At 69.2% G+C, this 20,783-nt stretch carries 17 protein-coding genes; 14 read left to right on the top strand and 3 right to left on the bottom strand.

The window, feature by feature from the left end:
• The first annotated feature begins 601 nt into the window (after positions 1–601).
• Genes glgA through glgX form a run of 7 tightly spaced genes read left to right on the top strand, consistent with a single transcriptional unit; the run spans position 602 to position 13,054 of the window.
• Positions 602–2,131 (top strand): glycogen synthase GlgA, encoded by a 1,530-nt coding sequence (gene glgA, locus DSC_RS13325; protein WP_043290693.1) that lies wholly within the window; start codon positions 602–604, stop codon positions 2,129–2,131.
• A 26-nt stretch (positions 2,132–2,157) separates the two neighbouring features.
• A complete protein-coding gene (glgB, locus tag DSC_RS13320; protein ID WP_014161708.1) occupies positions 2,158–4,380 on the top strand; it encodes a 1,4-alpha-glucan branching protein GlgB in 2,223 nt (740 codons plus the stop codon).
• The gene (gene treZ / locus DSC_RS13315) at positions 4,380–6,146 is read left to right on the top strand and encodes a malto-oligosyltrehalose trehalohydrolase (protein ID WP_014161707.1); all 1,767 of its coding nucleotides are present in this window, start codon (positions 4,380–4,382) and stop codon (positions 6,144–6,146) included. Before glgB ends, treZ begins: the two co-directional genes overlap by 1 nt.
• On the top strand, positions 6,143–8,065 hold the full coding sequence (gene malQ, locus DSC_RS13310; RefSeq protein WP_014161706.1) for a 4-alpha-glucanotransferase: 1,923 nt from the start codon (positions 6,143–6,145) through the stop codon (positions 8,063–8,065). Before treZ ends, malQ begins: the two co-directional genes overlap by 4 nt.
• Positions 8,062–10,674 carry a malto-oligosyltrehalose synthase gene (gene treY / locus DSC_RS13305; RefSeq protein ID WP_014161705.1) on the top strand — a complete coding sequence of 871 codons (2,613 nt, stop codon included), beginning with the start codon at positions 8,062–8,064 and terminating at the stop codon, positions 10,672–10,674. The genes malQ and treY overlap by 4 nt, the downstream gene beginning before the upstream one ends.
• 8 nt (positions 10,675–10,682) lie before the next feature.
• The gene (locus DSC_RS13300; RefSeq protein WP_043291390.1) at positions 10,683–10,880 is read left to right on the top strand and encodes a DUF2934 domain-containing protein; all 198 of its coding nucleotides are present in this window, start codon (positions 10,683–10,685) and stop codon (positions 10,878–10,880) included.
• Positions 10,877–13,054 carry a glycogen debranching protein GlgX gene (gene glgX / locus DSC_RS13295; RefSeq protein WP_043290690.1) on the top strand — a complete coding sequence of 726 codons (2,178 nt, stop codon included), beginning with the start codon at positions 10,877–10,879 and terminating at the stop codon, positions 13,052–13,054. The genes DSC_RS13300 and glgX overlap by 4 nt, the downstream gene beginning before the upstream one ends.
• A gap of 217 nt (positions 13,055–13,271) precedes the next feature.
• On the opposite strand, the gene DSC_RS13290 is transcribed toward glgX, so the two are convergent.
• Positions 13,272–14,168 carry a TIGR01777 family oxidoreductase gene (locus DSC_RS13290; protein WP_014161702.1) on the bottom strand — a complete coding sequence of 299 codons (897 nt, stop codon included), beginning with the start codon at positions 14,166–14,168 and terminating at the stop codon, positions 13,272–13,274.
• Positions 14,169–14,364: 196 nt separating this feature from the next.
• Between DSC_RS13290 and DSC_RS13285 the strand changes: the two genes are divergently transcribed.
• From DSC_RS13285 to gnd, 3 genes are all read left to right on the top strand, one after another.
• Positions 14,365–15,174 (top strand): DUF2242 domain-containing protein, encoded by an 810-nt coding sequence (locus tag DSC_RS13285; RefSeq protein WP_043290687.1) that lies wholly within the window; start codon positions 14,365–14,367, stop codon positions 15,172–15,174.
• A 347-nt stretch (positions 15,175–15,521) separates the two neighbouring features.
• Complete coding sequence (locus tag DSC_RS13280) at positions 15,522–15,725, top strand: hypothetical protein (RefSeq protein WP_014161700.1); 204 nt, start codon at positions 15,522–15,524, stop codon at positions 15,723–15,725.
• A gap of 122 nt (positions 15,726–15,847) precedes the next feature.
• Positions 15,848–16,753: a phosphogluconate dehydrogenase (NAD(+)-dependent, decarboxylating) gene (gene gnd / locus DSC_RS13275; protein ID WP_014161699.1), complete on the top strand. Its 906-nt coding sequence runs from the start codon at positions 15,848–15,850 to the stop codon at positions 16,751–16,753.
• Positions 16,754–16,879: 126 nt separating this feature from the next.
• Here gnd and DSC_RS13270 read toward each other — a convergent pair whose 3' ends face one another.
• Positions 16,880–18,070: a PQQ-dependent sugar dehydrogenase gene (locus DSC_RS13270; protein ID WP_014161698.1), complete on the bottom strand. Its 1,191-nt coding sequence runs from the start codon at positions 18,068–18,070 to the stop codon at positions 16,880–16,882.
• A gap of 277 nt (positions 18,071–18,347) precedes the next feature.
• Positions 18,348–18,848, bottom strand: a complete 501-nt coding sequence (locus DSC_RS13265; protein WP_043290685.1) for a hypothetical protein — start codon at positions 18,846–18,848, stop codon at positions 18,348–18,350.
• A gap of 81 nt (positions 18,849–18,929) precedes the next feature.
• On the opposite strand from DSC_RS13265, the gene DSC_RS13260 reads away from it, so the two are divergent.
• The 4 genes from DSC_RS13260 to DSC_RS13245 all read left to right on the top strand — a co-directional run bounded on the left by DSC_RS13260 (position 18,930) and on the right by DSC_RS13245 (position 20,697).
• Entirely contained in the window at positions 18,930–19,130 is a 201-nt protein-coding gene (locus tag DSC_RS13260) for a CPXCG motif-containing cysteine-rich protein (RefSeq protein ID WP_014161696.1), read from the top strand.
• 72 nt (positions 19,131–19,202) lie between these two features.
• Positions 19,203–19,604, top strand: coding sequence for a hypothetical protein (locus DSC_RS13255; protein ID WP_043290682.1), 402 nt, complete (start codon positions 19,203–19,205; stop codon positions 19,602–19,604).
• A gap of 214 nt (positions 19,605–19,818) precedes the next feature.
• Positions 19,819–20,205 carry an EF-hand domain-containing protein gene (locus DSC_RS13250; protein ID WP_014161694.1) on the top strand — a complete coding sequence of 129 codons (387 nt, stop codon included), beginning with the start codon at positions 19,819–19,821 and terminating at the stop codon, positions 20,203–20,205.
• Positions 20,206–20,406: 201 nt separating this feature from the next.
• Positions 20,407–20,697, top strand: coding sequence for a hypothetical protein (locus DSC_RS13245; protein ID WP_014161693.1), 291 nt, complete (start codon positions 20,407–20,409; stop codon positions 20,695–20,697).
• Positions 20,698–20,783: the final 86 nt, after the last annotated feature.

Here is a 20,783-nt window from a genome sequence, read left to right as displayed (position 1 = left end):
GTACAAGCCATTCGACGATCCGGCCGACACCGGCAAGCTGACCGTGGGCGAGAACCTGCTGACGTGGCCGGCCCGGCCGCTATCGCGCGCTGACCGTGCGCAGCCTGGGTGTCTGGTCTGCGGCCTTCGAGGTGAAGCACGGACAGGTGCGGTATCTGGCGCCCGCCAAGCGGGTCAGGGTCTGACCGACCGGCGCCGCGGGCGCGCTGCTTGTCCTGGTCCCTCCACACGGTGCCGCGGCCCACGTCCGCTGCGCTTCCAGCTGCCGGCGGCCCCATTGGTCTGCTTTTGGCCTGTTCAGTTTCGTCACTACGCGGCACGGGCTTGCGAGGCGTCACGGGAATGTTGTAAGCGTTTCACATGTTTTTTATTGAGGCGTTCGTAGATTCGATTGGAGAGGCGCCGCCGGAACGCTCCAATCCACGCGCATCACCCCTCTGCCAGCGTCACGTCGCCTGCCTTCGCGCCAGGCGGTGGTTTGTGCTCCGCGTCGTTCCGCTTTTTGCTGTTCCGTCCTTCCCGCCGCTGACGGATAACCCCTGCCATGATCGCGCCCGCGAGCCCCGATGTTGTTGTCCCGACGCCTGCACAGGGCGCATCGATGGCATCGCCCCTTCTCCTTCCCCTGCCGACGGCCAGGGCGCGCGATGCACGTGGTCCTTTTGCGCCAGCGGCGGCGAACGATCCGGACACCCTGCGCGTCGGCACCACGCCACGCCGGACTTCGTTGTTCGTCACCTCGGAGATGGCCGATTTCATCAAGGCCGGCGGCCTGGGCGATGTCGCTGCTGCGCTGCCGCGTGCCCTGCGCAGCCGCTATGACGCGCGCGTACTGATCCCCGGCTATCGCGCGGTGCTGGCACGCACCGGCGTGCTTGAGATCGTCGGCCACATTCCCGCCCGTGCCGGCCTGCCGGCGTGCCAACTGGGCTATACCACCCTGGCCGATGGCCTGCCGGTCTACGTGCTGGTGTGCCCGGAGCTGTTCGAACGCGAGGGTTCGCCCTACGTCTCCAGCGTGGGCGCCGAATGGGAAGACAACGCGATCCGCTTCGCCACGCTGTCCCATGCCGCGGCGGAAATCGCCGGCGGCCGTGCCGGCCTGGCCTGGACGCCGGACCTGCTGCATCTCAACGACTGGCCGTGCGCGCTGGCTTCGGCCTACGTCAAGTGGTCCGGTGGCACCACGCCGTGCCTGCTGACCATCCACAACCTGGCCTACCAGGGGCTGTTCCCGCATGCGGTGGCTCCGCTGCTGGGCATCCCCGAAGCCGGCCGCGAAGACCTGGAGTTCTACGGTCAGATGTCCTTCCTGCGCGGCGGCATCATCCACGCCGCGCACGTGAATACCGTCAGCGTCAGCTATGCCGCGCAGATCACCCTGCCGGCGCTGGGCTGCGGCCTGGACCGCCTGCTGGCGCGCCGCGCCGCGGCCGGCGACCTGACCGGCATCCTCAATGGCATCGACGCCAGCTGGGACCCGCGCACCGACCGTCACCTGCAGGCGCATTTCAGCGTCAACGACTGGGCCGGCCGCAATGCCAATGCACACCAGGTGCGTCGCGAGTTTGGCCTGCCCGAGCGCGAGGGCCCGCTGTTTGCGGTGGTCTCGCGCCTGGTCCACCAGAAGGGCCTGGACCTGATCTGCGAGGTCGCCCCGCAGATCGTGGCTGCCGGCGGCCAGATCGTGATCATCGGTGGCGGCGAGCCGCAGATCGAACAGGCCGTGGCGCGCCTGACCCACCGCTATCCGGGTCATGTCGGCGCCTATATCGGGTTCGAGGAACAGCTGGCGCGGCGCATGTTCGCCGGCTCGGATTTCCTGTTGATGCCTTCGCGCTTCGAACCTTGCGGCCTGAGTCAGATGTATGCGCAGCGCTTCGGCAGCCTGCCGATCGCGCACGCCACCGGCGGACTGATCGATACCGTGGACGATGGCGTGACCGGCTTTCTGTTCCAGGATCCATCGGCCGATGCGCTGCGCCGTTGCCTGCAGCGGGCGTTCCGCACCTTCCAGTTGCCCGGCCTGATGCATGCGATGCGGCGTGCAGCCATGCTCAAGCCCAGCGGCTGGGATGTGGCTGGAAGTAAATACCTGGCGCTGTACGACCGGACCACGGCGCTGGCATGAATGAAACGACGTCAACGACGCAGGCGATGAGTCAGGCCACGGGAGCACAGGAAACGAACGACCAGTACGAGACGGTGCCAGCGGATCCGATGCTGGAGGCGCTGGTCCATGGACACGGCGGTGATCCCTTCGCATTGCTGGGCCCACATGCCACCGAGCAGGGGACCGTGCGAGTGCGCGCGATGGCGCAGGGTGCCGAAGCCATGGCCCTGCTCAATGCCGAGGGCAGGGTGGTAGCACTGATGCGCTGCCTGGATCCGGCCGGGTTGTTCGAGGCCGAACTCGGTGCGGCCATGCCCTACCGCCTGCGCATCGCCTGGCCGGGCGCCATACAGGAAATGCAGGATCCGTACGCGTTCGGCCCGGTCCTGGAGGACGCCTGGCTGCAGGGCATCCTGTCCGGCGACGGCGAAGCGGCGCGGCTGGCCCTGGGCGCGCATCGGATGACCCACGAAGGCGTCGATGGTGTGCGTTTTGCCGTGTGGGCGCCCAATGCGCGCCGCGTGTCGCTGGTGGGCGATTTCAACAGCTGGGACGGGCGTCGCAATCCGATGCGCCTGCGCCACAACGGTGGGGTATGGGAATTGTTTGTCCCCGGCATCGGCGCCGGCATGCGCTACAAGTTCGAGATCACCGCCTTCGATGGCCAGCGCCTGCCGCACAAGGCCGATCCGATGGCCCGCCAGTGCGAGCTGCCGCCGGCCACCGCCTCGGTGGTGCCGCAGGCCGAGCAATTCGCCTGGACCGACGCGCAGTGGATGGCCCGGCGCAGCGCACGTGCGAGCACACCCGAGCCGATCTCCATCTATGAGTTGCACGCCGGTTCCTGGCGTCGCACCGCCAGCGGCGGACTGATGGACTGGCACCAGCTGGCGGCCGAGCTGATTCCCTACGTGCGCTGGCTGGGGTTCACTCACATCGAACTGATGCCGATCACCGAATATCCGTTTGGCGGTTCGTGGGGCTACCAGCCACTGGGCATGTATGCGCCGACCGCGCGGCACGGCACGCCGGAAGGCTTTGCCCGCTTCGTCGATGCCTGCCACGAGGCCGGCATCGGCGTGATTCTGGACTGGGTCAGCGCGCACTTTCCCAATGACGAACATGGCCTGCAGCGCTTCGACGGCACCGCGCTGTACGAGCACGCCGACCCGAAGGAAGGTTTCCACCGCGACTGGAACACGCTCATCTACAACTATGGCCGGCATGAAGTGTCGGCCTACCTGGTGGGCAGCGCGCTGGAGTGGATCGAGCGTTACCACATCGATGGGCTGCGGGTGGACGCGGTGGCCTCGATGCTCTACCGCGACTACAGCCGCAGCGAAGGCGAGTGGGTGCCCAACCAGCACGGCGGACGCGAGAACCTGGAGGCGGTGGCCTTCCTCAAGCGGCTCAACAGCGAAGTCGGTCACCGCTTCCCCGGGGTGATGATGATCGCCGAGGAGTCCACCGCCTGGGGCGGGGTGACGCTGCCGCCGGAACATGGCGGCCTGGGTTTCACCCACAAGTGGAACATGGGCTGGATGCACGACACGCTGGAGTACATGAAGCGTGACCCCGTGCATCGCAGGTACCACCACAGCGAAATGACCTTCGGCATGTTGTACGCGTTCTCCGAGCGCTTCGTGCTGCCGCTCTCGCATGATGAAGTGGTGCACGGCAAGGGCTCGCTGCTGGCCAAGATGCCGGGCGATGCCTGGCAGAAACTGGCCAACCTGCGTGCGTACTTCGGCTTCATGTGGGCGCACCCGGGACGCAAGCTGCTGTTCATGGGTGGCGAGTTCGGACAGCTGGGCGAGTGGAACCACGACGCGACGCTGGAATGGCCGCTGATGCAGCAACACGAGCACCACGGCCTGGCGCAGCTGGTGGGCGACCTCAACGCACGCCTGAAGCAAGAGCCGGCGCTGTATCGCAACGACCATACCAGCGAGGGCTTCGAATGGTCGGTGGGCGATGACTCCGCCAACAGCGTGTTCGCCTTCGTCCGCCATGACCGCGACACTGGCGCCGCGCCGGTGCTGGCGGTGAGCAACTTCACCCCGATGCCGCGCTACGACTATCGCGTCGGCGTGCCGCGCGCCGGCCAGTGGCATGAGATCCTCAATACCGACAGCAGCCACTACGGCGGCTCCAACGTGGGCAATGCCGGTGTGGTCAGCACCCAGCCGGTGCCGATGCACGGCCATGCGCAATCGGTGGCCCTGACCTTGCCGCCGCTGGCGACGATCTGGCTGAAACCGGACTGATGGCCGCCCTTGGGGAGTTGGCCGGTCGCCCGTGGTTGGGCGCGATGCCGGACGCGCAGGAGCGCACGCGCTTCCGCATCTGGGCACCGGACGCGCAGGAAGTCCTGCTGGAACTGGCCCAGGGCGGGCCCCATCGCATGCACCGGCATGACGATGGCAGCTTTGACCTGATCCTCCCGGTGGCGCCGGGCGCGCGCTACCGCTACCGCATCGACGGCCGCGACCCGGTGCCCGATCCTGCCTCGCGCTGGCAGCCCGATGGCGTGCACGGCGACAGCGTGGTGGTCGATCCCCACGCCTACGCCTGGCAGCATACCGCCTGGCACGGCCGGCCCTGGCGCGAGGCGGTGATCTACGAACTGCACGTGGGCCTCTGCGGCGGCTATCCGGGCACCATCGCGCAACTGCCACGGCTGGTGGAACTGGGCATCACCGCCATCGAGCTGATGCCGCTGGGCGAATTTCCCGGACGCCGCAACTGGGGCTACGACGGGGTGCTGCCCTATGCTCCGGAATCGGCCTACGGCACCCCCGAACAGCTCAAGGCGCTGATCGACGCCGCCCACGGCCACGGCCTGATGGTGCTGCTGGACGTGGTGTACAACCACTTCGGCCCGGAAGGCAATTACCTGCACCAGTACGCGGAGAGCTTCTTCAACGCCGATGCGCCCACCCCGTGGGGCCCGGCCATCGATTTCCGCCAGCCGCCGGTACAGCGCTATTTCATCGACAACGCGCTGATGTGGCTGCATGAGTACCGCTTCGATGGCCTGCGTCTGGATGCGGTGCACGCGATCGTGCCCAATGATTTCTTGGAGACCTTGCGAACGGCGATCGTCGACAGCCTGCCCGACGAGCGCCACGTGCACCTGGTGCTGGAGAACGAGGCCAACCAGGCCTCGCGCCTGGCCGACGGCTACACCGGGCAGTGGGACGACGACTTCCACAACGCACTGCACGTGCTGCTGACCGGCGAGGACGAAGGCTATTACGCCGGTTTCGCCGACGACCCGACCGCGCATCTGGCGCGCGTGCTGGCCGAGGGCTTTGCCTACCAGGGCCAGGCCGACCATCGCGGCCATCGCCGCGGCGAGCCGTCCGCACACCTGCCGCCGACCAGGTTCGTGGTGTTCGCGCAGAACCATGACCAGATCGGCAACCGCGCCAAGGGCGATCGGCTCGCCGCGCTGGTCTCGCCAGAAGCATTGCGCGCGGCGCTGGCATTGACCGCGCTGACGCCGATGATTCCGCTGTTCTTCATGGGCGAACCGTGGGGCGCGCGCCAGCCGTTCCTGTTCTTCACCGACTACGCGCCACCGCTGGACGAGGCGGTGCGCGAGGGCCGGCGCAGGGAATTTGCGCACTTTGCCGCATTCGCCGACGAGGCCGCGCGCGCCAGCATTCCCGATCCCAACCAGCCGGGCACCTTCGAGGCATCCAAGGTCGACATCGCCGATTCCACCCGCGGTGAAGGCGCGGTGTTTGCGCAGTGGTTTGCCGCGCTGCTGGCGGTGCGCCAGGCACACCTGGCGCCGCACCTGGACCAGGCGCGTGCGCTTGGCGCGCAGGTGCTGGCACCAGGCGCGATCGCCGCGCGCTGGTCGCTCGGACCGCGGGTGCTGCATGTGGAATTCAACTTCGGCCGCGCTGCGGTCCGTGCGCCAGCGGCGTCGGGCGTGCTGCTGCATGCGGAAAATGCGCAGGCCGACCAGGAGACCCTGGCATCGAACGCATTGCGCGTATGGCTGCGGGATGCAGCCGCATGAGTTCGCCTGCGCTCAATGCGCTGGCCGATGCGGCGGGCCTGCTGGTGGACTGGGTCGACATGTCCGGCCGCCCTCAGACCGTGGCGCCTGCCACGCTGGGCGCAGTGCTCGAGGCGATGGGGTTGCCCTGCGCCAGCGATGCCCAGTGTCGCCAGAGCCAGGACCGGCTCGCCTGGCTGCATCGGGCGCCGGCGATGATCACCGCCACGATCGGCGAGCCGCTGGCGGTCAACGCCACGCCAGGCCTGCGGTACCAGCTGCTGGATGAAACCGGCCGCGCGTGTGAGGGCACGTTCGATGCCCAGGGCCGCGCCGCAGGTGTGTCGGCGCCGGGTTATTACCAGTTGCTGCAGGCTGGCGCGGGCGAGCAGGTGCTGCAGGTGGCGGTCGCGCCTGCGCGCTGCTGGTCGGTGGGCGATGCGTGCGACGATCCGGCCGCGCGTGCCTGGGGCGTGGGCCTGCAGGTGTATTCGGCGCCGAGCCGGCACGATGCATCCATCGGCGATGCCGACGGCGTGCTGGACTGGGTGCGGCGGGTGGCCGCCGCCGGTGGTGATGCGCTGGCGCTGAGCCCGGTGCACGCGGCGCGGCCGGTGGGGCGCCATTACAGCCCGTATTCGCCCAGCGACCGGCGCTATTTCGACCCGCTGCATGCCGCGCCCGTGCAGGTGCTGGGCCAGGCCGCGGCCGATGCCGCATTGCAGGCGGCCGGACTGGCGCAGCGCTTCGCCCAGCTGCATGCCGCGGCGCTGGTCGACTGGCCCGGCGGCGCGCAGGCAAAGTGGGCCTGGCTGCGCAGACTGCATCAGGACCTGCGCGACGATGCGCATCGGAGCGACCTGGACGCCTTCGTGCGCGAAGGCGGCGACGCGCTGGCGGCCTATGCAGCCTTTGCCGCGCGCGATGCAGGCGATGACGATGTGGCATTCCAGCTGTTCGCCCAGTGGCTGGCCGCGCGCAGCTGGTCGAACGTGCAGCAGTGTGCGCGTGACGGTGGCATGCGGATCGGCCTGATCAGCGACCTGGCGGTGGGCTTCGATCCACACGGTGCCGAAGCGGCCGCCTGGCCCGATGCGGTGCTGCCCGGACTGGTGCTGGGTGCGCCCCCGGATGCCTTCAATGCCGACGGCCAGGCCTGGGGCATCAGCAGCTATTCTCCGACCGCCTTGAAGGCGACTGGGTTTGCGCCGTTCATCGGGCTACTGCGCGCGGTGATGCACGGCCGCGGCGGGGTGCGCATCGACCATATCCTGGGCCTGCTGCGGCTGTGGGTGCTGCCCGCTGGCGGCAGCGCCGGTGACGGGGTGTACCTGCGTTATCCCTTCGACGACCTGCTGCGGCTGCTGGCGCTGGAGTCCTGGCGCAACCGCTGCATCGTGATCGGGGAGGACCTGGGCGTGGTGCCCGACGGCCTGCGCGAACGGCTCGCCGCGCGCGGGGTGCTGGGCATCGATGTGCTGATGTTCACCCGCGATGCCGATGGGGCGTTCCTGCCACCGGCGCGCTGGCGCACCTCGGCCGTGGCCACCACCACCACCCACGACCTGCCGACGCTGGCCGGGTGGAAATGCGGCCGCGACCTGGACTGGCGCCAGCGCCTGGGCACGGGCGGGCAGATCGATCGCCAGGCTGAAGATGCACGACGTGCCGAGGATGTTGCGCGCCTGGCCGCGCAGGTACAGGCAGACGGCGGCGACGGCGCGCAGCTGCAGGACTGGCTGGCCTTCGTCGCGCACAGTCCTGCGCCGCTGGCCCTGCTGCCGGCCGAGGACGCACTGGGGCTGGAGGAACAACCCAACCTGCCGGGCGTGGTGGAGGGCCATCCCAACTGGCGTCGGCGCCTGCCTGCGGCCGCGCCCGGCTTGGAGTCCACCCTGGCCGGGTTCGCCCAGGCCCGTCAACGGCGCACCCCGGCATGACCGAACTGCGCGCCACCGCCCGCCTGCAGCTGCATGCCGGCTTCACCCTGGGCGATGCCGCCGCGCAGGTGCCGTACTTCGCCCGGCTCGGGGTGAGCCATCTGTATCTCTCGCCGATCGGCACTGCAGTGCCGGGCTCGACCCACGGCTACGACGTCACCGATCCGGGCCAGGTCAATCCCGAACTCGGCGGCGAGGCGGCGCTGATGGACTTGCACGCGGCGGCGCAGGCGCGCGGCATGGGCCTGATCCTGGACATCGTGCCCAACCACATGGCCGCCCACGCGCACAACCCGTGGTGGTGGGACGTGCTCAGGCACGGCCGCCGCAGCAGGCACGCGGACTGGTTCGACATCGACTGGCGCAGTCCGGGCCATGACGGAAAACTGTGGCTGCCGGTGCTGGACCGTCCCTACGCGCAGGCGCTGGCCGAAGGCGCGCTGAAGCTGGGCCTGAGCGAGGCCGGCGAACTGCAGCTGGAACACCACCAGGCCTGTTTCCCGGTGCGCGTGGATGGGGCCTCGCTGCCGCAGGACCTCGAGCTGCGTCGCGACTGGGCGCGCCAGATCAGCCAGGGCGCGGTGCGCGGCGAAGACACCCTGCATCGACTGCTGGAGCGCCAGGCCTACCGGTTGGCGTGGTGGCGGGTCGGCAACGACATGGTCAACTACCGCCGCTTCTTCGACATCACCTCGCTGGCGGCCATCCGCGTCGAGCGGCCAGACGTATTCAACGCCGTGCACGCCCTGCCGCTGCGGCTGATCGGCGAGGGCGTGCTCGATGGGCTGCGCCTGGACCACGTGGACGGCCTGGCCGATCCGCGCGGCTACCTGCGCCGGCTGCGTGCGCAGGTGGACCGGGCCGGACGCAGGCGCGGTCTGCGTCCGGGCACGGTGGTGCTGCTGGTCGAAAAGATCCTGGCTCCCGGCGAGCGCCTGCCACGCGACTGGCCGGTGCAGGGCACGACCGGCTACGACTTCATGGACCAGGTCTCCGGGGTGCTGCACGACCCGCACGGACAGGCCCCGCTGACCCGGCTGTGGGTGGCGCACAGCGGTCGCAGTGGCGATTTTTCGCAGGAAGAATTCCAGGCCCGCGGCGAGCTGCTGGAAGGCTCGCTGCAGGCCGAGTTCAACCGCGCCCTGCAGGCTGCCACCGCCACCGCGCGCCTGGACCTGGCCTGCCGCGAGTTCAGCCCGCAGATGCTGGCTGCGGCGCTGGCCGCGGTGATGCGGCGCTTCCCGGTCTACCGCACCTATGCCGGCAACGATGGCCTGGATGCGCGGGACGCGGACTTGTTCGACACTGCCGCCCAGGCCGCGCGCGAAGGCGCCCACCCGGGCGTGCAGGCCGCCATCGACGCGCTGCGGCGCTGGATGCGCGACGCCCCCCAGACGCCCACCGTCCAGCGCAGCCTGCGCCGGGTGCTGCGCCGGCGCATGGAGCAGCTCTCGGCGCCGCTCAACGCCAAGTCGGTGGAGGACACCAGCTTCTATCGCCATGGCGTGCTGCTCTCGCGCAACGAAGTCGGCTCGCATCCGCTCCACCTGGCCCTGGATACCCATGCCTTCCATCGGGCCTGCCAGGCGCGCGCCGCCGGCCACCAGCGGGCGATGCTGGCCACCGCCACCCACGACCACAAGCGTGGCGAGGACCTGCGCATGCGCCTGGCCGTGCTCAGCGCGCAGCCGGCGTGGTGGGTGCAGCAGGTGGAGGCCTTCACCACGCTGGCCAGGCAGCTGGGACTGGCGCCTGGTGCTGGCGGTCCCGATGCCGGCGATGCACTGATGCTGTGGCAGATGCTGGTTGGCGCGTGGCCACTGGCCCTGGAACCGGACGACGCGCACGGCCTTGCCGCGTTCGCCGAGCGCATGGCCGGCTGGCAGGCCAAGGCCCTGCGCGAGGCGAAACTGCGCAGCACCTGGACCGAGCCGGACGAGCGCTACGAAGCGGCCGCGCGCGCGCTGCTGGACGCCGCGCTCGTCCAGGACGCCGGCAAGACCTTGCGCCATGCCGTGCACGCCGCCGCGCAGGCGCTGGGGCCGCTGGGTGCGATCAACGGCCTGGCCCAGGCCACGTTGCGCCTGACTACGCCAGGGGTGCCCGACCTGTACCAGGGCACCGAAGGCTGGGACCTGTCGCTGGTCGATCCGGACAACCGCCGCCCCGTGGATTTCGCCCTGCGCCAGCAGTGGCTGGACGATCCGGCGCCCTGGCCGGCGCTGTTGCAACAATGGCGCAGCGGCCAGTGCAAGGCGCGGCTGGTGGCCCAGCTGCTGCAGCTGCGGGCAAGCGTGCCCGAGCTGTTCGCGCGCGGCGACTACAAGCCGCTGCGCGCCGAGGGCCACGCCTGCGCCCAGGTGCTGGCCTTTCGTCGCCAGCACGGCGACACCGCGCTGGTGGTGGCCGTGCCACGCCTGCTGGGTGGCGTCGACATCGCCGTGCCATCGCTGCCGGCAGACTATTGGCAGGACGGTGCGCTGGTCCTGCCCGATGGCCGTTATCGCCACCTGCCCGATGGGCGCGTGCTGGAGGTCCAGGGCAGACACATGGCGCTGGCCGAGCTGTTCCTCCATTCCCCAGTGGCCGTGCTGGCCACCTTGCAGTGAATTTCGCCATGGACCCGACCGCGCGCACCCGACGCATCGAACAGCTGGCCCATGAAATCTGGGAAGCCGAGGGCCGGCCCGATGGCCAGTCCGCCCGGCACTGGGCCATGGCCGAGCGCCTGGTCGATGCCGAACTGCGCGCAGCCGCACAATCCGAGGGCAGCGGCACCCCCCCATTCCCCCATCAGGAGCAGGATCCGTCGTGACGTCCCCCCCGCCCAAGCCACGCCCGCCGCGCACGCCACCCCCTTCGCGCCGACTTGTCCGCCGCTCGCGCATCCGCGAGGGCCGGCCATTTCCGCTGGGCGCCACCTGGGATGGCCTGGGGGTGAACTTCGCCCTGTACTCGGCCAATGCCACCCAGGTGGAGCTGTGCCTGTTCGACGAGCGCGGCCGCGAGACCGAGCGGATCGCCCTGCCCGAATACACCGACGAGGTCTTTCACGGCTACCTGCCCGATGCGCGCCCCGGCCAGCTCTATGGCTACCGCGTGCATGGCCCGTACGCGCCTGACGCCGGGCACCGTTTCAACCCCAACAAGCTGCTGCTGGATCCGTACGCCAAGCGGATCGTGGGCGAACCCAAATGGGCGCCGCACCTGTTTGGCTACACCGTCGGCCACAAGGACAAGGATCTATCCTTCGACAAGCGCGACAGCGCCGGCTACATGCCCAAGTGCGCGGTGATCGATCCGGCCTTCACCTGGGGCAACGACAAGCGCCTGCTGACCCCGTTGCAGCGCACGGTGATCTACGAGGCGCACGTGCGCGGCCTGAGCATGACCCACCCCGGCGTGCCCGAGAACCTGCGCGGCACCTTCTCGGGCCTGAAGAGCGATGAGCTGGTCGAGCACATCCGCGGCCTGGGCGTGACCGCGGTCGAGCTGCTGCCCATCCACGCCTACGCCGATGACCAGCACCTGTTGGAGCAGGACCTGTCCAACTACTGGGGCTACAACACCCTGGCGTTCTTCGCGCCGCATTCGCGCTACATGGCCACCGGTTCGGTGTCCGAGTTCAAGCAGCTGGTCGCGCGCCTGCACCACAGCGGGCTGGAAGTGATCCTGGACGTGGTCTACAACCACACCGCCGAAGGCAACGAGCTCGGTCCGACGTTCTCGTTCAGGGGCATCGACAACGCCAGCTACTACCGCCTGGCCGACGATCGCCGTTTCTACATCAACGACACTGGCACCGGCAACACCTTCGACCTGACCAATGCCGGCGCCCTGCGCATGGTGATGGACTCGCTGCGCTACTGGGTGGCCGAGATGCACGTGGACGGGTTCCGTTTCGACCTGGCCACCATCCTGGGGCGCGAAGGCCATGGTTTCGATCCCTCGGGCGGCTTCCTGGACGCGTGTCGGCAGGACCCACTGCTGAGCCAGGTCAAGCTGATTGCCGAGCCATGGGACGTCGGCCCGGGCGGCTATCAGGTCGGCAATTTCCCGCCGGGCTGGCTGGAGTGGAACGACAAGTTCCGCGACACCGTGCGCGCATTCTGGCGCGGCGACGAAGGCAAGCTCCCGGAACTGGCCACCCGCCTGACCGGCAGCGCGGATCTGTTCAATCGCCGCGGCCGCCGGCCCAGCGCCTCGGTCAACTTCGTCACCGCCCACGATGGCTTCACCCTGCGCGACCTGGTCAGCTACGACCACAAGCACAACGAGGCCAACGGCGAGGACAACCGCGACGGCACCGACAACAACATCTCCTACAACCATGGTGTCGAAGGCCCGACCGATGACCCGGGCATCAATGCACTGCGCGCGCGCCAGCAGCGCAACCTGCTGGCCACCCTGTTGCTGTCGCAGGGCACGCCCATGCTGCAGGCCGGCGACGAATTCGGCCGCACCCAGCACGGCAACAACAACGCCTACTGCCAGGACAATGCGCTGAGCTGGCTGGACTGGGAGGCGGCCGCGCAGCCGGAAGGCAGCGAGCTGACCCGCTTCGTCCAGCGTCTGACCGCGCTGCGTCAGCGCTATCCGCTGCTGCAACGCGCGCGCTTCTTCGACGGCAAGTTTGATGAGGAGCTGGGCATCAAGGACGTCACCTGGCTCTCGCCGACCGGCGAGGAGATGACCGAAGAGGACTGGCACAACCCGCAGGCGCGCGCGCTGATGATGCGCCTCGATGGCCGTGCCCCGGCCAGCGGCCTGCGCCAGGCCGGCGCCAGCGTGACCCTGCTGATGCTGCTCAATGCCAGTGCCGACGAAGTGGTGTTCCAGCTGCCAGCGGTCGAAGGCGAGCACTGGCACGTGCAGATCGACACTGCCGAGCGCCACGCCGAACGCGCGGTACCTGCTGGCGCTCAATGGACGGCCGTGGGCCGCTCTCTGGCGTTGATGGCGGTCGAGCAGGACCGCATGTCAACCTGAGCGACCCCGGAACGTTGCCGCCGTGGCGCGCCTCCTCCGGGTGACACGCCACTGGGCGGCCAACCGATGCAGGGTGCGTCGGGCTGGCAGCGCTTGCCACCGCCGTTGCGACGTGGGGCTCGGCCGCTCCATCGGCAACGTCCAGCGCGTGCAATCGCTGGCCCGAGGATCCGCCTTCGCCGTTTGCCCGCCGCCGCAGCGACGGGCCCAGCGGCCCTCAGGCCTGGGACTGGAGGATCTGCGCCAGCGCGCCGTCGATGTCCGGATACAGGAACTGGAAGCCCTGGCCCTGCGCGCGCGCCGGGATCACCCGCTGGCCCTCGATCAGCATCTGGGCCATTTCGCCGAATGCGGCCTTCAACGCGAGCCCGGGCGTGGGCATGAGCGCCGGACGGTGCAGGGCGCGGCCCAGCGCGGCGGCAAAGTCCTTCTGTCGTACCGGTTCGGGCGCGGTGCCGTTGACCGGGCCGTCCAGCGTGCTCTGGTCCAGCAACCAGATCACCAACCGGACGAGGTCGTCCCGATGGATCCAGCTGAACCACTGTTGGCCATCGCCGATCGGCCCGCCCAGGCCCATGCGGTAGGGCGTAAGCAGCTGCTGCAGGGCGCCACCGCCGGCACCCAGCACCACCCCGGTGCGCAGCAAGAGGGTGCGCACGCCCAGCGCGCGGGCGGGCAGGGCGGCCGCCTCCCAATCCGCGGCCAGCCGCGCGGCGAAGTCATCGCCCGCTGGTGCGGTCTCGGCCAGTGGGGTGTCGTCGCTGGGCCCGTAGTAGCCGATGGCCGAACCGGAAATCAGCACGGCCGGGCGCACGGTCAGGCTTTCCATCCAAGCCAGCAGCGCTTCGGTGGTGCGCAATCGGGACTCGCGCAGGGTCTGCTTGTACGCCGCGTTCCAGCGGCGCCCGGCCAGCGGTGCGCCGGCCAGGTTGATCACCGCATCGGCGCCGCCGGCGCCGTCGATGTCGGCCAGCACCCGGACCGCCGCGGGCAGCTTGCGCGCGGCGGCCCGGGTGTCGCGCGAGACCACCGAAACCTGCCAGCCAGCGGCCAGCAGCGCCGGGCACAGGGCCTGGCCGATGAAGCCGCTGCCGCCGGTGATCAGTACCTGCATGGGAGGCTCGTTCCGCAGAGGAAAGGGCAGCCTAGGCGCCGGTCCGTGATGGTGCCGTGGGCCGAAGCGTGCGCTGCGTTCATCGAATTGCCAGTTCAGCCAGAACAAAAACTGAGCAGCCTGCGGAGGTCGGTGAAACCGTTTTCGTGGCACGGGTTATGCTTTCGAGGTTCCCGCTCCGTTAGCGCCATTCTCCATGCGAATCTCCCTGTTGCGCTGTGCTCCCCTGGCCGCGGCCGCGGTCCTTTTGTCCGGCTGCAGCCACTCGTCCTTTTCCAAGAAGGGCGAAATGCTGGCAGCGGAGACCTTTGACTCCGATGGCACCTACTCGCGCACCTTCGACCGCGCCCCGGACCAGGTGTGCGAGGCCTCGCGCCGCGCACTGCTGAGCCAGGGCTATGTGGTCAGCCGTTCGGATGCGGCGATGGTGGAAGCCAACAAGAATTTCCAGCCCGAGCCGGAAGTCCACGAGCAGGTCGCCATTCGGGTGTCCTGCGTGGGCCGGGCTTCGGGCGAGGCCTGGGTGTTCGCCAGCGCCACCCAGGACCGTTACAACCTGCGCAAGTCCAATACCTCGGCCAGCGTCGGCACCGCGCTGGGATCGCTGTCGCTGCCCTTCGGCAGCAGCGATGACTCGCTGGTGCGGGTGGCCAGCCTGACCGTGCAGGACCCCGACTTCTACCGCTCGTTCTTCCGCCTGGTCGACCGCTATCTGCCACCGCAGGTCAAGAAGCCCGTGCTGGCACCCAAGCGGGCCGAGGAAGCCATGGCGCCGCCGGCGCCTGCACCGCTGCAGCCGCACCCGGCAGGGGAAGCCGTGCCGATGCCGGTGGAAAGCCCGGCCGCCGGCACCCTCGTGCCCGCACCCGCACCCGCACCCGCACCGGACGCGGCACCGGCACCGGCACCCACACCGGCACCCACACCGGCACCCACACCGGCACCCACACCGGCACCGGACCCGGCCGCGCCCAGGGACGATGCCGGCAGCACCGACACGCCCTGACTCCACGCGTTCCAAAGGCATGCAAGAAGCTGGACCGGCAGGGCCGGCCTCCTGGTTCGGTTTCGTGGGGCCTTGCCCCGAGACCGTTTTTCAGCGCCTCGACGGCCGCGGCGGCGGTCGCTTCCGGCCCTGGCCGGGCACCACGCCCAGCGCGACCGGTGAGGTGGCGTCAGCGCTCCCACCGGCTAGGGCGAGGCGCTGCCCTCGTCCGCGCCGGCCTCGCCCATTGGCAGGCAGACATCGTCCAGCTCGCAATGGAACGGCCGGGCAGTGGCGCGTGCAGGTGGTTTTAATGTCTCTGCACCTAGGCTTGGCGCCACATTCGCAGCCTCGCGAGGGACATCACGATGGAAACCCGCTACTTCGTTGCCCAGGACAGCACTGGCGAGCGTCGCCGGGTGCGGATCCTGCCCTCTGACCACGATGCCGGCGCGGCTGGCCACCCCGCACATCTGTATGCGCTGGATGACGGCACCCCGGTACGCCGGGTGGACAACGACACCTTTCAGATCGTCAGCAGTGGCGCCTATGTCACCCTGGTGCGCGACTGAGGGCACCGGCATGGGTCGTCGGGTAATGCGACACCGATCGGGTCAGGCCCACCACTGCCCGCTCACGCCGCTTGCGTGAAGCTTGCCGGTGCGCAATTGGCGCGCGTCAGAGGAGCCGGATGATGGAACTGGGCATGGTGGGGCTGGGGCGGATGGGCGCGAACATGGCCCAGCGCCTGTCGCAGGGCGGCCATGCGGTCACCGGATTCGATCCTTCGGCGCAGGCGCGCCAGCATGCCGCCGACCACGGCATCACCCCGGCCGGCTCGCTGGCCGCGCTGGTGTCCGAACTGTCCGCCCCGCGCGCGGTCTGGCTGATGGTGCCGGCCGGCACCATCGTCGATGACACGCTCGACGCACTGCTGCCGCTGCTGTCGCCGGGCGACATCGTCATCGATGGCGGCAATTCGTACTACAAGGACAGCATCCGCCGCGGCGCGCGGCTGGAGCAGGCCGGCATCGCCCTCGTCGACTGCGGCACCAGCGGCGGCGTGTGGGGCCTGACCGAGGGCTACAGCATGATGGTCGGCGGCAGCGATGCCGCCCTGGCGCAGCTGAAGCCGGTGTTCGAGACCCTGGCGCCATCGCCGACCACCGGCTGGGGCCACGTGGGTCCCGTGGGCGCGGGCCACTTCACCAAGATGGTCCACAACGGCATCGAGTACGGAATGATGCAGGCCTACGCCGAGGGCTTTGCGATCCTGGAGCGCAAGGCCGACTTCAAGCTCGATCTGCACCAGGTGGCGCGGGTGTGGCAGCACGGCAGCGTGGTGCGCTCGTGGCTGCTGGACATCGCCACCGATGCGCTGAAGGAAAATCCCACCCTGGCCGGCATCGCGCCGTATGTGGAGGATTCGGGCGAAGGTCGCTGGACGGTGGCCGAATCGCTGGACCTCAACGTGTCCGCGCCGGTGATCACCCTGTCGCTGCTCGAACGCCTGCGCTCGCGCGAGAAGGATTCCTACGCCGACAAGCTGCTGGCGGCGATGCGCAATGGCTTCGGCGGGCACAGGATCACCAGGGAATGAGCGTCACCCTGCAAGCGTCGGACATGCCCATGCCGGAAAACAACAGGCGTCGTTGGAGCCGGATGGCGATGGGCAGTGTGCCGCTGCCCCGGTCGATGCCGAGCCTGGCATGCCGCCCAACCGCGGTCAGGCTGCCGGCGTGAGCCTGAGCAGGCGGCCGCCGCCGTCCTTGCCGTCTTCCAGCAACCACAGCGCACCGTCCGGGCCCTGTTCGACCTCGCGGATGCGCTGGCCCATGTCGTAGCGGGCCGCTTCCTTTGCGTTGCTTCCGTCAAACTCGATCCGCACCAGGCTGCGCGAGGACAACCCGCCGATGAAGGCGTTGCCCTTCCAGTCCGGGAACAGGCTGCCCGAATAGATCATCAGTCCCGCCGGGGAGATCACCGGGTTCCAGCTGACCTTGGGCGCGGCGAACTGCGGGCCGGTGGCATGGTCGGGGATGTCGCGGCCGTCGTAATGGTCGCCGTTGGAGACGATGGGCCAACCATAGTTGGCGCCGCGCTCGATCAGGTTGAGTTCGTCGCCGCCCCTGGGACCCATCTCCTGCGCCCACAACCGGCCCTGTGCATCGAAGGCAATGCCCAGCACGTTGCGATGGCCGAGCGACCAGATCTGGCTGGCGACCCCGCCTCGGGCTGCAAACGGGTTGTCGGCCGGCACGCTGCCATCGTCGTTGAGCCGCACGATCTTGCCCAGGTTGCTGGTCATGTCCTGGGCCGGATCGAACTTCTGCCGTTCGCTCGAGCTGATCCACAGCTTGCCGGCGCGGTCGAAGGCGATGCGATGGCCGTAATGGCCCTGCCCGCTGACCTTGGGCGCCTGTCGCCAGATCACCTTCAGGTCCTGCAGCGCGCCGCCACCGGCGGCGTTCAGGGCCAGCGTCGCGCGGGCCACGGCAGCACCGCGCCTGTCGCCGTCGCCCGGCTCGGCATAGCTGAGGTACACCACCTTGTTGTTGGCGAAATCCGGATGCAGGACCACATCGCCCAATCCGCCCTGGCCGCCATAGGCGACGGCCGGCACGCCGGCGATCTCGGTGGCCTTGCCGGCCCTGAGGTCGTACAGCTGCAGCTGGCCACGCTTCTCGGTGACCAGCAGGCGTCCATCGGGCAGGAAGGTCATCGCCCAAGGCTCGGTGAAGGCATGCACCGGGGTCACCGCGAATGGCCGGCCGGCTTCGGCTGCGGGCGCGGAAGCCGAGGCGGACGCGGAGGCAGACGTCGTGGCGTCCTGCGGCGCAGCCGCACCGCTGCAGGCGGCTGCCGACAGCAGCGCCGGCAACACGGCGACGAGCAGAGGGCGATGGGGATGCGGCATGGAAGGCTCCTGGTGCGGGCCGCCTGGGAACGCGGCGTCGTGTGGCGTTGTACTCGCTGGCGCGGCGTCAGTTGTTCAGGGCGCGTCGGTGATAACCGCGTCGTCAGCGGTCCATCCCCGGTACCCCGGCCCTGGAAGGTCAACTGCGGTGCCCTGGCATCTTGTACGCGGACCGGCGCGGTTTCGCTGTGCGCCTGTCGCCTGCCTGCGAGCGCCAAGTCCACCCGCGTGGCTGTGCCTGTCCGTGCCTGGGCCCTGGCGATGGACCAAGTGCCGGTCAGGTGAGCGCGCTGGGCTGTTCGTAGGGCAGCAGGCGCGCGCCGGTGGCCTGGACCGCGGCATCGGCGCGGCGCAGGGATTGTTCCTCGGCATCGACCACCACCAGCACGCGCCCTGCCTGGATCTCCTCCTCGAACGTGCGGCGCACCGTATCGGGCACCGACGAACCGACCAGCGCCGCCGACCAGGTGCCGACCGCGGCGCCGGCCAAGGCCAGCGCGCCTGCACCGGCCAGGGTCAGGCCCAGCGGCGGCACCGCCACGCCGACGATGCCGGCCACCAGGCCCGCCGCGCCGCCGCCCAGCGCACCGCGCAGCGCGGCCGGTTTGAAGTCGGTCTGCGCTTCCTTCAGGCCGTCTGGGATCTGCTCCATCTCCACTTCGCCCTTGGCGATCAGCGAGACATCGTTGCGGTCGATCCCGGCCCGGGCGGTGGCAGCGTGCACGGCGGCGCGTGCGCCGGCCAGGTCGGTGGTGGCATACACATGTCGGGTCTTCATGGCGTGCTCCCTTGGGGATGCACGCAGGCTCGACGTGGCCCGGTTATCGGGATGTGACCGTCCCGTCACGGTGGCGCGGCGATGCTTGAACGCATGCTTGATTTCCGCACTATCCATTGTCCCTACTGCGGCCAGGCGCTGGACATCGCCGTGGACGTCTCGGCCGGCGACCAGGACTACATCGAGGACTGCCAGGTGTGCTGTCGTCCGATCAGCATCGCGCTGGCGGTGGACGACCAAGGCCGGGCGCATCTGTCGGCACGCGCGGAAAACGATGCCTGAGCGCCTCGCGCACGCTGTTACAGTAGCCAGCTTCTTCCCCTGCCAACGGCACGCCCCGCGTGCCCGGACCCCATGAATCTTCCGTTGCACTTCGGCCTGCTCGGCGCACTGGAAGCCGGCGCGATCGCGCTGCTGATCGGCCTGCTGGTGTACGCGGTGTGGCATTGGATCGCCGCGCGTGCCGGCCTGCACCATTCCCATGCCATCGGCTGGAGCTGCGTGATGGCCGTGGTCATCGGCGCAGGCATTGATGGCTGGCACCTGTTCTACCTGGGCGTGGTCAAGCTGGAGTCGCCGGTCTATGCACGCATGGCCCTGCAGAAAATCCACGATCCGGATTCCCTGGGCGCGCGCGTGGCCCTGGAAGCCATCGGCGCAGTGGTGGGTGTGGTGCTGTCAAGGCTTGCATTCAGCGCCCGTTCCCGGGATGACGACGCCACGCCGCCAGCGGTATCGCCGGATCGCGAGCACTGAAACCGGCCAGTGCGTCACGGCCAAAACGTATTGCTGACAAACGCGCCACGCGCCGCTCACGGCGGCGCTAGCCGGTCTGGTGTGCCAGCGGGTTAAAGCCCTGTTCAAAGCAATGCTGCGCAGGCGCGGGGGTTCAGATGCGCACGTCCAAGGTGCTGTCGTGCGCTGACTTTCGCGCATTGACCCCGCACGGACCCCACAGGAGCAGACACCCATGAAGACCTCCCGTCGCAAGCCATTGCTGGGCTTGATTGCCCTTGGTGCGGCGTTCTCCGCGCCGGCCTTCGCCCAGCAGGCGCAGCACCACGCGCAGGACGCGGCCGTGCAGGAACAGCAGCACCTTCAGGCGCAGTCCGCGGCCGCCGCGGACGCTCAGCCGCAGGCGGCCGATCCGTCCGACCAAAGCCAGCAGGGGTGGAACAGCCTGGATACTGACAAGGACGGCGCGATCAGCAAGGTCGAGTCCAGCGCCAATCCGGGGCTTTCGCAGATCTTTGGCCAGGCCGACGGCGACAGTGACGGCACCCTGACCCAGGAGGAATACAAGGCCTTCGTGGTCAAGCACTATGGCGGTGGCGCAGGCCAGGCGTCCGGGCAGTAGGCAGGTGCGACTGCCGGGACGCGGCAAGACCGCGGCGGGGCCGATCCCTGATCCATGCCTCACTTGACCGCGACCCCAGGACATCGTTACATGCGGACAGGGCATGCCGGTTGCGGTGCCTTGCGTTGCGACCACCCACGGCAATATTCCATGTCACCTCTGCGCCTTTGGGCGCTGACCACCCATAACAGGAGCATCTGAATGAAGATTCGCAGCACGTTGATGGCGCCGGCCACCCTGGCCGTCGTTCTGGCTGGCTCGCTGATGTTGTCGGCTTGCGGCCCGAAGGCCGACGAAACCGCAGCTCCAGCCGACAGCACCCCGCCGGAATCTTCGGCGCCGGCCGAGTCGACCCCGCCGCCGGCCGACACCATGCCGCCGGAATCGACTCCGCCGGCGGACACCATGCCGACCGAGTCCACCCCGCCGTCGATGGAAACCCCGCCGGAATCTTCGACTCCGGCCGAGTCCACCCCGCCGGCCCAGTCCTAATCGGCTTGCCAGGACGGCACCGCTACGGGCCTGTCCCGTGGCGGTGGCAGGAAACTAAAACGGGCGGCCTTCGGGCTGCCCGTTCT

Origin of the sequence: Pseudoxanthomonas spadix BD-a59, assembly GCF_000233915.3 — a bacterium.
In the GTDB taxonomy this organism is placed as follows: domain Bacteria; phylum Pseudomonadota; class Gammaproteobacteria; order Xanthomonadales; family Xanthomonadaceae; genus Pseudoxanthomonas_A; species Pseudoxanthomonas_A spadix.
Note: the sequence above shows the minus strand (reverse complement) of the source record. Positions and strands in the feature narration are given on the sequence as shown.